The sequence below is a fragment of the Variovorax paradoxus EPS genome (assembly GCF_000184745.1).
Classification (GTDB): Bacteria; Pseudomonadota; Gammaproteobacteria; order Burkholderiales; family Burkholderiaceae_C; genus Variovorax; species Variovorax paradoxus_C.
Map to the genome: position 1 here is coordinate 3,455,321 of NC_014931.1, position 14,048 is coordinate 3,469,368.

Below are 14,048 nucleotides of genomic sequence, written 5' to 3' on the forward strand. Positions count from 1 at the left end.
AAGCGGTCCCCGCCATGCCAACCGCCGCATCGCCGCCATCCATCGACACGTGCATCGGCACGCGCATCGGCAGGCGGCCGCTGCTCGCCGCGGCGGCGCTGGGCTGGGCGGCGTCGCGCCCGGCCTTCGCGGCGCCGCCGGCCGCGGCGTGCCATCCGGCGTCCGACTGGGCCGCGTTCGCCGCGCGCCACATCCAGCGCGACGGGCGCGTGATCGACTTCAACACGCCGCAGCAGCAGTCGACCTCCGAGGGGCAGTCGTACAGCCTCTTCTTCGCGCTGGTCCACAACGACAAGCCGACCTTCGCGCGCGTGCTCGCCTGGACCGAAGCCAACCTCGCGCAGGGCAGCCTGGCCAGCAACCTGCCGGCCTGGCAATGGGGCAAGAAGCCCGACGGCGGATGGGGCGTGCTCGATGCGAATGCCGCCTCCGATGCCGACCTGTGGATCGCCTATGCGCTCATGGAAGCCGGCCGGCTCTGGAACGAGCCGCGCTACGCGAAGCTCGGGCGCAGCCTGCTGGCGCTGGTGGTGCGCGACGAAGTGGTGGCGCTCCCCGGGCTCGGCCGCATGCTGCTGCCCTGGCCCGCGTCGGTGGCGAGCGGTCCGGTCTGGCGACTCAACCCGAGCTACATGCCGCTGCAGTTGCTGCAGTACTTCCACCATGCCGATCCGCGCGGACCGTGGCGCGAAGTGGCGGACAACACCCTGCGCCTGCTCGACGCCGTCGCACTCAAGGGCTTCGCGCCCGACTGGTGCGGCTGGTCGCAGACGGCCAATGCCTTCGTCGCCGATCCCGAGAAGGGCACCGTCGGCAGCTACGACGCCATTCGCGTCTATCTCTGGGCCGGCATGCTGTCGCCCAGGGCGCCGGAACACAAGGCATTGATGCAGCGCCTGAACGGCCCGCGCCAACTGGTTGCGGAGCATCGCCCGATGCCCGAATCGGTGGACACCGCCACCGGTGCCGGGCGCGGCACCGGGCCGGTCGGTTTCGCCGGCGCGCTGCTGCCTTATCTGAAAGCGCAGGCTCTGCCCGATGTGCTGGCCACCGAGTCGGCCCGGCTCCCGGGCGGACGCGCCGAAATTCCATCGGCGGCGGCTACGGGCGCTCCGATGCCTCCGATGCCTTATTACGAGCAGGTGCTGTCGATCTTCGGACAGGCCTGGCTGGACGGCCGCTACGAATTCGATCGCAGCGGCCAGTTGCAAACCTCATGGAGACTGCTATGTCGACCCACCCGAGCGGCATGAAGCCGCTGTGTCCACCCTGGCTGCGACGCGGCCCGGGCCGCATTCCCGCCTCGCAGTGGATGGCATGCCTCGGCCTGCTTGCAGCCGTTTGCGCGAGCAATCCCGCGCGGGCACAGGCGGATGCCAGCGCCGCACTCGTCGAGCAGGGCAACTACTGGCAGACGCAGGGCCGCGCGGACCTCGCGGAAGAGAGCTGGCGCAAGCTGCTGCGGGTCGATCCGCAATCGGCCGATGCCATGTACGGCATGGCGCAGGTCGAGCTGTCGCGCGGCAATGCCGAGCCGGCGCGCAGCTGGATCTCGCGGCTGCGCGCCGCGCACCCGAACGACAGCCGCCTCGCGCGCCTGCAGCAGCAGGCCCAGCAACCCGGCCAGGGCAGCACGCTGCAACGCGCACGCGCGGCGGCGCGCGCGGGCCGCGGCGCGGAAGCGGTCGAGCTCTATCGCAGCCAGTTCGACAACCGCCCGCCGCCCGAGGCCCTGGCGCTGGAGTACTACCAGGTGCTGAGCAGCACGCCGCAAGGTGCCGACGAAGCGCGCAAGGGCATCGAGCAGCTGGTGAAGGACCATCCGGACAACGCCAACTACAAGCTCGCGCTCGCGCAACTGCGCACCTACAGCGAATCGACGCGGCGCGAAGGCATCCGCAGCCTGGTCGAGTTGGCCAGGCAACCCACCGTGGGCACGGCCGCGCGCACGAGCTGGCGCCAGGCGCTCATCTGGCTCGATGCGCGCGCGCCCGACATTCCGCTCTACCAGGACTACCTGGCAAGCAACCCGAACGACGCCGCGGTGTCGGCGCGCCTGGAGACGCTGACCTCCGGCAAGACCGCGGCCGCCGCCTCGCCCGGCGTGCCGCTCGGCGAAGGATTCCGGGCGCTGGACCGCGGCGACCCGGCCACCGCAGAGCAGCGCTTCCAGCAGGCGCTGCGCACCAAGGCCGACGATCCCGAGGCGCTCGGCGGCCTCGGCCTGGTGCGGCTGCGCCAGGAACGTTTCGGCGAAGCGCAGGAACTGCTGGAACGTGCCGCGCGCGGCTCCGGCGGCAGCAAATGGAATTCGGCGCTGCAGAGCGCCACCTACTGGAGCCTGGTCGGCCAGGCCCGCGCGGCGCGCGAGAAGAACGACGCGCGCGGCGCGCAGTCGCTGCTCGAACGCGCGGTGCGCATCGATCCGCGCGAGAGCGTCGGACAGGTCGCGCTGGCGGACCTGCGCGCCGCCGCCGGCGAGCTGCCGCAGGCCGAACAGGGCTACAAGCGCGTGCTCGAAAGCAAGCCCTCGGACACCCAGGCCTTGCGCGGCCTCATCGCCGTGTACGGTCGCCAGGGCCGCGCCGACGAAGCGCTCGCGCTGGCCCGGCAGCTCACGCCCGAACAGGCCAGCCAGCTCAGCGGACTGCGCGACATCCAGGTCGAGCAGGCGCGCGCCAAGGCCCGCCAGCAGGCCGATGCGGGCGATGCGCCCGGCGCGCAGCGCACGCTCGAGGATGCGATGCTCGCCGCGCCCGACAGCCCGTGGGTGCGGCTCGACCTTGCCAACATCTACCGCCGCCAGGGCCTGGTGGCCGAGGCGCGCGGCGTGATGGAGGGCCTCCTGATGTCGCAGCCCGACATGCCCGATGCGCTTTATGCAAGCGCCCTGCTCGCCTCCGAGAGCGGCGACGCGGCCGGCGGCATCCAGTACCTGGAGCGCATTCCCGCAGCCTCGCGGACGCGCGACATGGCGGCGCTGCAGCGCAGGCTCTGGGCGCAATCGCAGGCGCAGCGCGCGCAGGCGCTTGCCCGCCAGGGCCAGGTGGACGCGGCACGACAGGTGCTCGGCCAGGCCGAGGCGGCGCTCAGCAGCGACATGCCGGCCGAACTCTGGGGCCAACTGGCCGGCGCGTATGCGGAGATCGGCGATGCGCCCCGCGCGCTCGCCATGAGCCGGCAGCTGCTCGCGCGCAGCCCCAACCCGGGCATCGGCGACCGGCTGCTCTATGCGTCGGTGCTGCTCAAGACCAAGCAGGACGTGGAGCTCTCGGCGGTGCTGCGGCAGCTGCAGCCCGCGGGCATGACAGCCGCGCAGCGCAGCGACTTCGACAGCCTGCGCATCGCCTTCGCGCTGCGCCAGACCGATGCGCTGCGCGAGGCCGGCAACCTCGAGGCCGCCTACAACGCCATGGCGCCGGTGCTGGCCGAGCGGCCGGACGATCCGCGGGCAATGGCGGCGCTCGCGCGGCTCTACTCCGCCGCGCGCGACGAAACCCAGGCGCTCGCGCTCTACCAGCGCGTGCTGCAACGCAGCCCCACCGACCTGGACGCCCTGCTCGCCGCGGCCGCCAGCGCCAGCGCGCTGCGCCAGCACAGCGAGGCCGAGAACTACGTGATGGCCGCGCTGAAGCAGGCGCCCGACCAGTCGCGCGTGCTGGCCGCCGCCGGCCGCGTCTACCGGAATGCCGGCGACAGCCGCAAGGCGGAGCAGTACCTGCGCGCCGCGGTAGACGCCGACAGCCGCGTCGCGACTGGGTTCGCGCCCGGCGTTGCGCCGGGAGGGCTGCCCGCGGCGAATCCGTTCGCGGGCATGACGGGCGGTGCCCCGGGCACGGCCGCGCCCGGCGCTTACCCCAGCGCGGCCGGCAATCCTTTTGCGCAGGCGCGCATGCAGCCGGTGGTCTATGCGGCTGCACCGGCCTATGCACCGGCCTACCCCGCGGCGCCGCCCGCGTATCCGGCCTATCCCGCCGCCCCCGCGAACACGGGCTATCCCGTCGCGGGCGCGGCGCCAGGCGCGCTTCCCTGGGCCTCCGGTCCGGCACCGGCTCCGGCTGCGAACAGCAAGGGCCGGCGCACGGCGACGGCCACGGCTTCGTCGCGCAACGCCGCCGCCCGCAACACGCCGCAGGCTTCGGCCTATATCGCGCCGCCGGCAACGCAGCAATACCCCGTTGCCGGCATGCAGCCGGTCGCGCCGGTCTATGCGCAGGCGCCGCAGCCCGGGAGCTATCCGCAGGCGTATCCGCCCGCCTACCCGTACCCCCAGGCGGGCGCCGCCCCGCTGCCGGTTCCCGGTGCAGGCAACACCGGCTGGAACGCGCCGCTGCGCGCCGCGGCGCCCGCAGATCCGGTGGCCGCCGAACTGCGCGAGCTGCAGGCGCAGCGCTCCATCAGCCTGACCGCCGGCACCGTCTATCGCAATCGCGCCGGCGAAGCCGGGCTCAGCCAGCTCTCGGACTTCCAGATTCCCATCGAGGCGCGGTTCCCGGTCGGCGAAGGCAAGATCGTCGTGGGCGTCACGCCGACGGTGCTCGATGCCGGAACGCCCTCCGCCGACTACCCCACCGGCAGCCGCTTCGGCGGCGGCCCGGGCGCGGCGATCACCGGCCTGCAGAACGGCACCAGCGCCGGCCAGCAGAACGCCTCCGGCGTCGGGCTGAGCGTGGGCTACGAAGGCAAGAACTTCGGCGCGAGCATCGGCACCACGCCGCTCGGGTTTCCCGAGACCAACGTGGTGGGCAACGTGTCGTACGCGGGCTCGTTCGGCGACTCGTGGAACGCGAAGGTCGATGTGTCCCGCCGCGCGGTCACCGACAGCCTGCTGTCGTTCGCCGGCGCCAAGGACCAGCGCACCAACGAGCGCTGGGGCGGCGTGGTCGCCACCGGCGTGCGCGGCGACCTGGGCTACGACGACGGCACCTACGGCGTCTACGGCTATGCCGCGATGCACGGCATCACCGGCAAGAACGTCGCGAGCAACAGCCGCTTCGAGACCGGCGGCGGCGCCTACCTGCACCTGGTCAACAACCCGAACTCCAAGCTCACGCTGGGCATGAACCTCGGGCTCATGGGCTACGACAAGAACCTGAGCTACTACACCTTCGGGCAAGGCGGCTACTTCAGCCCGCAGAGCTTCGTGAGCGTGGCCTTCCCGGTGGACTGGAGCGGACGCAGCGACCGCCTGTCGTGGCGCCTGAACGCCTCGCTGGGCGTGCAGTCGTTCACCCAGAAGGAGTCGCCCTACTTCCCGACCGACAGCCGGCGCGCGGGCGATGCGGGAAGCGCGGCCGCCTATGCCGCCTCGCTGGGGCTGAGCAGTGCGCCCTTCACCGGCATGTACCCGAAGACCTCGAAGACCGGCCTGGCCTACAACCTGGCCGCCATCCTCGAGTACCAGCTTGCCCCGAAGATGTTCCTCGGTGGCTCGATCGGGCTGAACAACGCGCAGAACTACCGCCAGCTCACGGGCGGCCTGTACATCCGCTACGTGTTCGACGGCGCGAGCTCGCTGGGCGTGCCGAGCGGCACCACGCTGCGCCCGCTGGTCTCGCCCTACACGCCGCTGCTTTGAGGCGGCGGCGCTGAAGGCGCGGAGCCCGGCGCGGTGGGCGCCGCCTGCGAGCCCTGGGGCGGCGCCTTGCGGCCCCACGGCGGCGCACGCTCGAACTCGGCGACCCAGCGCTGCATCAGATCGGCCGCCATCGGCTTGGCGATGCCGTAGCCCTGGGCCAGCGTGCAGCCCATGGCGAGCAAGGCCTCGCCGTGGGCCAGGGTCTCGACGCCTTCTGCCACCGCGGTGCGCCCGAGCGCCTTCAGCAGCAGCAGGATGCCCTGGACGATCGCGCGATCGGGCTCGCTGTCGAGCATTTCTCGGATGAAGGACTGGTCGATCTTGACCGACGACACCGGCAACTGGCGCAGGTAGGTGAGCGACGAATAGCCGGTGCCGAAGTCGTCGATGGCCACCGCCACGCCGAGCGCGCGGCAGGCCTCCACGAAGCGGGCGACCGTGGCGAACTGGCTGATCGCCGTGGTCTCCAGGATCTCCAGTTCCAGCGCGCCGGCGCCGAGCTTCGGATACTGCGCGAGCTGCTCGGTGAGCCGGTCGACGAAGTCGTGGCGCATCATGTGCAGCGGGCTCACATTGACGCTCACCGACATCCGAAGCCCCGCCTCGCGCCAGTCGTAGAGCTGCCGAAGCGCGGTGCCGATGACCCACTGGCCGACCTGCTCGGCGAGCATTTCATCCTCCAGCAGCGGCACGAAATGAATGGGCTGCAGCAGCCCGCGCTCCGGATGCCGCCAGCGGATGAGCGCCTCCGCGCCCACGACGACGCCGCGGCGCATGTCGACCTTGGGCTGGTATTCGAGAAAGAACTCGTCTTGCGCCAGCCCTTCCTGGATGCGCTGGCGCTGGCGCACGACCTGCGCGTCGGCCTTGGCCTGCGGCGCGTCGAAGTAATGCACCTTGCCGTCGGCTGCGCGCTTGGCGAAGAAGGCCGCATGCTGGGCATCGCGCAGCGCGATTTCGGGGGCCGGACCGGTGCTGTCCATCAGCCGCGCGCCAAGGCTGCCTCCAAGGTTCGCGGTGAGACCGCGCCATTCCCAAGGCTCGGCCAGCGCCAGGAGGATGCGCTCGAGCACCTCGTGGCATTGCGGAAACCCGAGCCCGGCGAAGACGGCGCCGAACTCGTCGCCGCCGATGCGCGCCATGACCGATTCGCGCGGCAGTTGGGCCTTGATCCGGCGAGCCGCCTCGACCAGCGCGGCATTGCCGCCGGCCATGCCCAGGCGTTGGTTCACTTCGGCGAAGCGGTCGAGGTCGATGTCGCAGACGATCGCCAGGCGCTTGCCCGCGCGCGCCCAATCGTCGATGAGCGGAGACAGAACCTCGTCGGGAGGAAGGCGCTTCAGCTCTTCGTCCGGCGGCGGGGAAACCTGAGCGTGCTTGTTCGGCAAGTGAATCGGGCTCCGGAAAATGCAGGCTGGTGTTTTCCGGATTCAGCCTGTCCGCTTCCCCGATGGCAAGGGATTTTTCGCCCGCCGCGTGTGCGGATCGAAAACCCTGGATTTTTTCCTACGACGAAAGAACTCCTGGCCGGCAGGCGACGGCCAGTTCCGGCCTAGCCGCAATAGGCGCCGACGATCCGGCCCGTGGGTTCGACCTGCAGGTTGAGGCGCGTGGGGTCTTGCGCAGTGCTCGCGGTTTCCGTCGCCGGCACGGTGCGGCCGGTCTTGGCGCCCGCACGCTGCATCATTTCCTGCAGCAGGGCCTGGGTCGCCTGCAAGCCGAGCCCGAAGCGAACGGCCGAGGCCTGGCAGGTTTCCGGCGGCGGCGCGAAGCTGGGCGGCTCGGGCACCTCCGAGGTCAGCGGACGGTCCTTGGGCGGGGCTTCGCAGCCCGCCACCAACAGGGCCACGACCGACAGGCATAACCAGCTTCGACCATTCTTCATGCGCATACTTTCTTGCTCCTTGAACTGGACGAAAGCTTAGTCGCCAAAAGCGACATGCCGTCTACAGGTTAATCCGGCCGAACACAAAGCATCAACTAATTCACGATCGTATCGGCGACGCCTTTTCGATGGCGTATCCTGAACGCGATGCATGCAGCCAAGGCCCGATGGGCACCCCCTTCATGACACAGCAGCCCGGCACCATTTTCCTGATCGACGTCGACAACACCCTGCTCGACAACGACGGCGTCGTCGGCGACTTGCGTGCCCACCTCGAAGAAGCCTTCGGCACCGAGAGCGCGAACCGCTACTGGACCGCCTTCGAGACATTGCGCAGCGAGCTCGGCTATGTCGATTACCTCGGTGCATTGCAGCGCTACCGGGCCGAGGAAAGCAAGCGCGGCATGAGCGATTCGCGGCTGCTGTTGATGTCGGGCTTTCTCATCGACTACCCGTTTGCCGACCGCCTCTACCCCGGCGCGCTCGATGCGCTGAAGCACCTGCGCCGCCACGGCCCGACGGTGATCCTGTCCGATGGCGACGTGGTGTTCCAGCCGCGCAAGGTGCAGCGCTCGGGCCTGTGGGATGCGGTCGAGGGCCGCGTGCTGATCTACGTGCACAAGGAGCAGATGCTCGACACCATCGAGGAGTGCCACCCCGCGGCGCATTACGTGATGGTCGACGACAAGCTGCGCCTGCTCTCGGCCATGAAGGCGATCTGGGGGCCGCGGCTCACCACCGTCTTCGTGCGGCAAGGCCATTACGCGCTCGACGAACAGGCCATTGCCGCCTACGCGCCCGCCGACATCACCATCGAACGCATCGGCGACCTCATTCAAATCGACGACTGGGCACCCAAGACATGAGTCAAAAAACCAATCCCCTCGCGGGCAAACCCGCTCCCCTCGAACTGCTGGTGAACGTGCCGCGCCTGATCTCGGCGTACTACACGGGCCGGCCCGATCCATCGGTCCCCGCGCAGCGCGTGGCCTTCGGCACCTCGGGCCACCGCGGCTCGTCGTTCGACGACGCGTTCAACGAATGGCACGTGCTGGCGATCAGCCAGGCGATCTGCGACTACCGCAAGCAGAAAGGCATCGACGGCCCGCTGTTCCTCGGCATCGACACGCATGCGCTTTCCACGCCCGCCTTCAGCAGCGCCGTCGAAGTGCTGGCGGCCAACGGCGTCGAGCTGATGCTGTCAAAGGACGACGAGTACACGCCGACGCCCGCCGTGTCGCATGCGATCCTGGTCTACAACCGCGGCCGCACGACAGGGTTGGCCGACGGCATCGTCATCACGCCTTCGCACAATCCGCCCGAGAGCGGCGGCTTCAAGTACAACCCGCCGAACGGCGGCCCCGCCGGCACCGACATCACCTCCGCCGTCGAAGCTGCGGCCAACAAGATGCTGGCGAACGGGCTCGAAGGCGTGAAGCGCATGCCGCTCGCGCAGGCGCTGAAGGCTTCGACCACGCATCGGCACGACTACCTGAACACCTACGTCGAAGACCTCGCGCAGGTGCTCGACATGGACGCGATCCGCGGCGTGCAGATCGACCTCGGCGTCGACCCGCTCGGCGGCGCCGGCGTGCACTACTGGCCGGCCATCGCCGAGCGCTACAAGCTCGACCGTCTCACCGTTCTGAACCAGGAGGTCGACCCGACCTTCCGCTTCATGTCGCTCGACTGGGACGGCCGCATCCGCATGGACCCGTCGTCGCCCGACGCGATGCACAAGCTGATCGCGCTGAAGGACCGCTTCGGCATCGCCTTCGCCTGCGACACCGACCACGACCGCCATGGCGTCGTCACGCAGAGCGCGGGCCTGATGCAGCCGAACAGCTACCTCGCGGTGATGATCGACTACCTCTACACGCACCGCCCGCATTGGCCGGCGGGTGCGGCAGTCGGCAAGACGGTGGTGAGCAGCCAGATGATCGACCGCGTCACGGCCCGGCTCGGGCGGAAGCTCTACGAAGTGCCGGTGGGCTTCAAGTGGTTCGTCGATGGGCTCGTCGAGGGATCGCTGGGCTTCGGTGGCGAAGAAAGCGCCGGCGCCACCTTCCTGCGCCACGACGGCTCGGCGTGGACCACCGACAAGGATGGCATGGTGCCCGCCCTGCTTTCGGCCGAGATTGCCGCACGCACCGGGCGCAATCCGGGCGAACGCTATGCGGAGCTGACGCAGGCGCTCGGACAGCCGGTGTCCGACCGCGTGGATGCGGCAGCGACGGTCGAGCAGAAGAAGAAGCTGTCGAACCTGTCGCCGCAGCAAGTCAGTTCGACCGAACTGGCGGGCGACAAGATCGAGGCCGTGCTGAGCCATGCGCCCGGCAACGGCGCGGCCATCGGCGGCGTGAAGGTCGTCACCGCCAACGGCTGGTTCGCGGCGCGGCCCTCGGGCACGGAGAACATCTACAAGGTCTACGGCGAGAGCTTCAAGGGTGCGGAGCACCTCGCGCGCATTCTTGAAGAGGCGCAGCAGCTGGTGGACAAGGCGCTGTCGAGCTGAGGGAGAAGCAGCCGGCCATGGAAGCGCACGCGCTGCGATTGAACCCGGGCGATGACCTGCGCGGCGCGCTCGATGCGGCGCTCGAGGCGCGTGGCGCTGAAGCTGCTTTCGTGGTCTCCGGCATCGGCAGCCTCCGCGGTGCGCGCATCCGGTATGCCGGTGTGGAAAGCGCTGCGGTGCTCGATGGCGATCTTGAAATCCTCACGCTGTCCGGCACGCTTTCGCCGGATGGTGCTCATCTGCACATCAGCGTGTCGGATGCGGTGGGCCAGGTGCGCGGCGGGCATGTCGCACCGGGTTGCATCGTGCGCACCACCGCTGAAATCCTGATCGCCTGGCTGCCCGAATGGCGCTTCGCCCGCGAGCACGACCCGGCAACTGGCTACCCTGAACTGGTGCCGCGTCTCAAAGCCTGAGTCCGCGCCGATGCCTGTTCAGGTCGGCGCGCTCGCCAGCCTGCGCTCCAGCCACACGCTGTAGCGCGAGAGCCCGAAGCACAGCACCCAGTACACGGCGGCGATGAAGAGATAGCCCTCGAGGTAGAACGGCCGCCAGATCGGATCGCCGCCGAGCGCAAGGCCCAGCGCGCCGGTCAGCTCGAAGAGGCCCACGACGGTGACGAGTGAGGTGTCCTTCAGCGTGCCGACGACGCTGTTGGTCAGCGCCGGCACGACGAGGCGCAGCGCCTGCGGCAGCACGATGTCGCGCTGCACCGGCCAGCGCCCGAAGCCCAGCGCCATCGCCACCTCGGTCTGTCCGCGCGGCACGGCCTGCAGGCCGCCCCTGATGATCTCGGCCAGGTAGGCAGCGACGAACAGCGTGAGGCCCGCGAGCACGCGCACCAGCACGTCGGGCTGCCAGCCCGCCGGCCACAGCAGCGGCAGCAGGAACGAGGCCATGAACAGCACAGAGATCAGCGGCACGCCGCGCACCAGCTCGATGTAGCTCGCGCTCAGCGTGCGGACCACCGGCCAGCCCGAACGACGGCCCAGCGCGAGCAGCAGCGCGAGCGGAAAGGCCAGCGCCAGTCCGACCACCGCCAACCCGATGGTGAGCGGCAGGCCGCCCCAGCGGCTGGTCGGCACATGGCTCAGCCCCATGACGCCGCCGCGCATCAGCAACACGAACAGCACCAGCGCCACGACCCACAGCGGCACCAGCCACCAGCGCCAGCTGCGCGGCCACGCACTCAGCACGGTGACGGCGGAGAGCACGACCACTGCGATGGCGGGGCGCCATTGCTCTTCGTAAGGGAAGCGGCCGAACAGCATCGGCCGCCATTTCTCGGCCACCACGCCCCAGCAGGCGCCATGCTGCACCGCGCGGCAGGCCTCGGCATCGGCGCGAAACACCGCATGCACCACGGCCCATTCGAAGATATGAAAACCGATCCACGCGAGCACCGCGATCAGCAACACCGTCGCCAGCGCGCGCAGCGGCGAACCCCAGAGTTCGCTGCGCCAAGCAATCGGGCCTTGCGCAACATTCCTCATCGCCACCCCCGCAATGCGACGCGCGCGTTGTAGCGGTTCATGCCGAAGGAAATCACGAGCGACAGCAGCAGGTACACCGCCATGATGATCGCGATGCACTCGAAGGCTCGGCCGTTCGAGCCGATGGTGGTGTTGGCGACCGACACCAGCTCCGGATAGCCCACGGCCACCGCGAGCGACGAATTCTTGACGAGGCTGAGCAACTGGTTGGTGAGCGAGGGCACGATCACCCTCAGCGCCTGCGGCAGGATCACGATGCGCAGTTGCTGCACCGACGACAACCCCAGTGCCTGCCCCGCCAGCACCTGCCCCTGCGAGACCGAGAGGATGCCGGCCCGCACGATCTCCGCGACGAACGCGGCCGAATAGAACGACAGGCCCGCGACGATGGTCACGTACTCGGGGCTCAGCGCTGCGCCGCCGCTCACGCCGAAATCGCCGCGCTCGGGCCATTCGAAATGCGTCGGCCACCAGCCGCCCTCGCCCGCCACGGGCCAGGGCACGCTGAGCCCGCCTTTGCTGAGCCACACGCCCGGCAGCAGCCGCACGGGTTCGGTCGGATCAGGCAGCAGGTTCGCCATCGCGAAGGCCAGCATCAGCAATTGCACCAGCAGCGGCACGTTGCGCAGCAGTTCGACGTAGGCGGTGCAGATGCCGCGCATCAGCACGTGCGGCGCGAGCCGGCCGATGCCGATGAGCGTGCCGAGGACGACCGAGAAAATCGCTGCCGGCACCGCCGCCCGCACCGTGTTGACGAGGCCCGCGAGAAAAGCGCGCCAGAACGGCTGGCTGGCGTCGAAATCGAGCCAGCCCTCGCTGATCGAGAAGCCCGCGGGCTCGGTGAGAAAGTCGAAGCCGGATCGAACGCCGCGTGCGCGCAGCACGTCGAGCGCGTGATGCACCACCCAGAAGGCGCCGGCCACGACGGCCAGCACCAGCAGCGCCTGGACGGTCCAGGCCAGCCAGGCGCCGCGGCGCGAGGCCCCCCGGCTCATCGAACCGGTGGTGCGTAGATCAGGCCGCCCTTGCTCCACAAGTTGTTGGAGCCGCGCGGCAGCTTGAGCACCGACTTCGGTCCGACGTTGCGCTCGAACACCTCGCCGTAGTTGCCCACGGCCTTGATCGCGCGGAACGACCAGTCCTTGTCCAGGCCCAGCAGCTTGCCCAGGTCTTCACCAGTGCCGACCAGGCGCTGCTGCGCCGGGTCTTTGCTGCTGGCCTTGAGTTCGTCGGCGTTGGCCTGCGTGACGCCCGCTTCTTCCGCCTCGATGAGCGCGTTGGGCACCCACTTGGCGATGGCGAACCACTCGTCGTCGCCGCGGCGCACCAGCGGCGCGAGCGGTTCCTTGGAGATCAGCTCGGGCAGGATGATGTAGTCGTCGGGGTTCGGCGCTTCCTTGTTGCGCAGGCCCGCGAGCGCCGAAGCGTCGGTGGTAAAGGCCTGGCAGCGGCCCGAGAAGAAGGCCTTGAACGAGGCTTCGAAGCTCTCGAAGACGACGGTCTTCACCGGGATGTTCTGCGCGCGGAAGTAGTCGGAGACGTTCTTCTCGTTGGTGGTGCCCGACTGCGTGCAGATGGTGGCGTTTTTAAGCTGCTTGGCGCTCGTCACCTTGAGCTTCTTCGGCACCAGGAAGCCCTGACCGTCGTAATAGGTGATGGTGGTGAAGTTGAAGCCGAGCGAGGCGTCGCGCGTGAGCGTCCAGGTGGTGTTGCGCGCGAGGATGTCGATCTCGCCGGCCTGCAGGGCCGAGAAGCGCTGCTGCGAATTGAGGGGCACGAAGTCGACCTTCTTCGCATCGCCGAGCACGGCCGCGGCAATGGCACGGCAGGTGTCGACATCCAGGCCCGACCAGTTGCCCTGCGTGTCAGGGGCGGAGAAGCCCGCCACGCCGTTGGTCACGCCGCACTTGACGGTGCCGCGTTGCTTGACCGCATCGAGCGTCTTGCCCGCAAAGGCCGGGGCGGCAGTGGCAAAGGCGACCAGGGATGCGGCGGCGATGAGCGCCGGGCGGAATCGATTTTTCATGGGGATGTTTCTCCTCAACAGACAACAAAAGCCAGTGTACGGGGCGTCGCGCGGCCGCGCCAAAGACGGGTCGGTTGGATGCATATGCCCTTTGCAGCGCCAATACCGCAATACCATACGGCCCTTTATCAACTCTCCCGAACAGGAATCACACAATGTTCAAGTCCGACGACACCGGCAAGCTCGTTCTGCGCCTCGCGCTGGGCATCCTCATCCTGCTGCACGGCGTGTCCAAAGTCACCAAGGGCGTCGATGGCATCGGCGGCATGCTGGCCTCGCACGGCCTGCCGGCGTTCCTGGCGTACGGGGTCTATGTCGGTGAGATCCTCGCGCCCGCGCTGCTGATCGTCGGCCTGTTCACGCGACCGGCCGCGGTGATCGTGGCGATCAACATGCTGGTGGCGATCTGGCTGGTGCACCGCAAGGACCTCGGCGCGATCAACGGCCAAGGCGGCTGGGCGCTGGAACTGCAGGGCATGTTCCTGTTCGCGGCGATCTCGCTGGCCTTCACGGGCGGCGGCCGCTTCGGCCTCAGCAACAAGTAAGCGCGA

At 69.3% G+C, this 14,048-nt stretch carries 11 protein-coding genes; 6 read left to right on the plus strand and 5 right to left on the minus strand.

The window, feature by feature from the left end:
• Window positions 1–14: 14 nt before the first annotated feature.
• Window positions 15–1,253 (plus strand): cellulose synthase complex periplasmic endoglucanase BcsZ, encoded by a 1,239-nt coding sequence (bcsZ, locus tag VARPA_RS16000; RefSeq protein ID WP_013541624.1) that lies wholly within the window; start codon window positions 15–17, stop codon window positions 1,251–1,253.
• Entirely contained in the window at window positions 1,229–5,578 is a 4,350-nt protein-coding gene (locus tag VARPA_RS16005) for a cellulose biosynthesis protein BcsC (RefSeq protein WP_013541625.1), read from the plus strand. Before bcsZ ends, VARPA_RS16005 begins: the two co-directional genes overlap by 25 nt.
• Here the strand turns inward: VARPA_RS16005 and VARPA_RS16010 are convergent.
• Together VARPA_RS16010 and VARPA_RS16015 are read right to left on the minus strand one after the other, a co-directional pair.
• On the minus strand, window positions 5,560–6,966 hold the full coding sequence (locus tag VARPA_RS16010) for a putative bifunctional diguanylate cyclase/phosphodiesterase (protein ID WP_013541626.1): 1,407 nt from the start codon (window positions 6,964–6,966) through the stop codon (window positions 5,560–5,562). The two genes, VARPA_RS16005 and VARPA_RS16010, sit on opposite strands and share 19 nt — an antisense overlap.
• Before the next feature lie 164 nt (window positions 6,967–7,130).
• Window positions 7,131–7,463, minus strand: coding sequence for a hypothetical protein (locus tag VARPA_RS16015; protein ID WP_234974754.1), 333 nt, complete (start codon window positions 7,461–7,463; stop codon window positions 7,131–7,133).
• Between the two features lie 182 nt (window positions 7,464–7,645).
• Here VARPA_RS16015 and VARPA_RS16020 point away from each other — a divergent pair, with 182 nt between their 5' ends.
• From VARPA_RS16020 to VARPA_RS16030, 3 genes are read left to right on the plus strand one after another with little or no spacing between them, the layout of a single operon-like run.
• A complete protein-coding gene (locus tag VARPA_RS16020) occupies window positions 7,646–8,329 on the plus strand; it encodes an HAD family hydrolase (protein WP_041943693.1) in 684 nt (227 codons plus the stop codon).
• On the plus strand, window positions 8,326–9,978 hold the full coding sequence (pgm, locus tag VARPA_RS16025; protein WP_013541629.1) for a phosphoglucomutase (alpha-D-glucose-1,6-bisphosphate-dependent): 1,653 nt from the start codon (window positions 8,326–8,328) through the stop codon (window positions 9,976–9,978). Before VARPA_RS16020 ends, pgm begins: the two co-directional genes overlap by 4 nt.
• A gap of 17 nt (window positions 9,979–9,995) precedes the next feature.
• On the plus strand, window positions 9,996–10,394 hold the full coding sequence (locus tag VARPA_RS16030; protein WP_013541630.1) for a PPC domain-containing DNA-binding protein: 399 nt from the start codon (window positions 9,996–9,998) through the stop codon (window positions 10,392–10,394).
• A gap of 18 nt (window positions 10,395–10,412) precedes the next feature.
• On the opposite strand, the gene VARPA_RS16035 is transcribed toward VARPA_RS16030, so the two are convergent.
• The 3 genes from VARPA_RS16035 to VARPA_RS16045 are packed head-to-tail and all read right to left on the minus strand — an operon-like array spanning window position 10,413 to window position 13,497.
• Complete coding sequence (locus VARPA_RS16035) at window positions 10,413–11,471, minus strand: amino acid ABC transporter permease (RefSeq protein ID WP_013541631.1); 1,059 nt, start codon at window positions 11,469–11,471, stop codon at window positions 10,413–10,415.
• Window positions 11,468–12,466, minus strand: a complete 999-nt coding sequence (locus tag VARPA_RS16040; RefSeq protein ID WP_013541632.1) for an amino acid ABC transporter permease — start codon at window positions 12,464–12,466, stop codon at window positions 11,468–11,470. Before VARPA_RS16040 ends, VARPA_RS16035 begins: the two co-directional genes overlap by 4 nt.
• The gene (locus VARPA_RS16045; protein ID WP_013541633.1) at window positions 12,463–13,497 is read right to left on the minus strand and encodes an amino acid ABC transporter substrate-binding protein; all 1,035 of its coding nucleotides are present in this window, start codon (window positions 13,495–13,497) and stop codon (window positions 12,463–12,465) included. The genes VARPA_RS16040 and VARPA_RS16045 overlap by 4 nt, the downstream gene beginning before the upstream one ends.
• A 155-nt stretch (window positions 13,498–13,652) precedes the next feature.
• Between VARPA_RS16045 and VARPA_RS16050 the strand changes: the two genes are divergently transcribed.
• Window positions 13,653–14,042 carry a DoxX family protein gene (locus VARPA_RS16050; RefSeq protein WP_013541634.1) on the plus strand — a complete coding sequence of 130 codons (390 nt, stop codon included), beginning with the start codon at window positions 13,653–13,655 and terminating at the stop codon, window positions 14,040–14,042.
• The last annotated feature ends 6 nt before the right edge of the window (window positions 14,043–14,048 follow it).

Bases quoted from the DNA above. Each gene is read 5' to 3' on its own strand.
- bcsZ (WP_013541624.1), top strand. From the start codon at position 15: ATGCCAACCGCCGCATCGCCGCCATCCATCGACACGTGCATCGGCACG.
- VARPA_RS16005 (WP_013541625.1), top strand. From the start codon at position 1,229: ATGTCGACCCACCCGAGCGGCATGAAGCCGCTGTGTCCACCCTGGCTG.
- VARPA_RS16015 (WP_234974754.1), bottom strand. From the start codon at position 7,463: ATGAAGAATGGTCGAAGCTGGTTATGCCTGTCGGTCGTGGCCCTGTTG.
- VARPA_RS16020 (WP_041943693.1), top strand. From the start codon at position 7,646: ATGACACAGCAGCCCGGCACCATTTTCCTGATCGACGTCGACAACACC.
- pgm (WP_013541629.1), top strand. From the start codon at position 8,326: ATGAGTCAAAAAACCAATCCCCTCGCGGGCAAACCCGCTCCCCTCGAA.
- VARPA_RS16030 (WP_013541630.1), top strand. From the start codon at position 9,996: ATGGAAGCGCACGCGCTGCGATTGAACCCGGGCGATGACCTGCGCGGC.
- VARPA_RS16035 (WP_013541631.1), bottom strand. From the start codon at position 11,471: ATGAGGAATGTTGCGCAAGGCCCGATTGCTTGGCGCAGCGAACTCTGG.
- VARPA_RS16040 (WP_013541632.1), bottom strand. From the start codon at position 12,466: ATGAGCCGGGGGGCCTCGCGCCGCGGCGCCTGGCTGGCCTGGACCGTC.
- VARPA_RS16045 (WP_013541633.1), bottom strand. From the start codon at position 13,497: ATGAAAAATCGATTCCGCCCGGCGCTCATCGCCGCCGCATCCCTGGTC.
- VARPA_RS16050 (WP_013541634.1), top strand. From the start codon at position 13,653: ATGTTCAAGTCCGACGACACCGGCAAGCTCGTTCTGCGCCTCGCGCTG.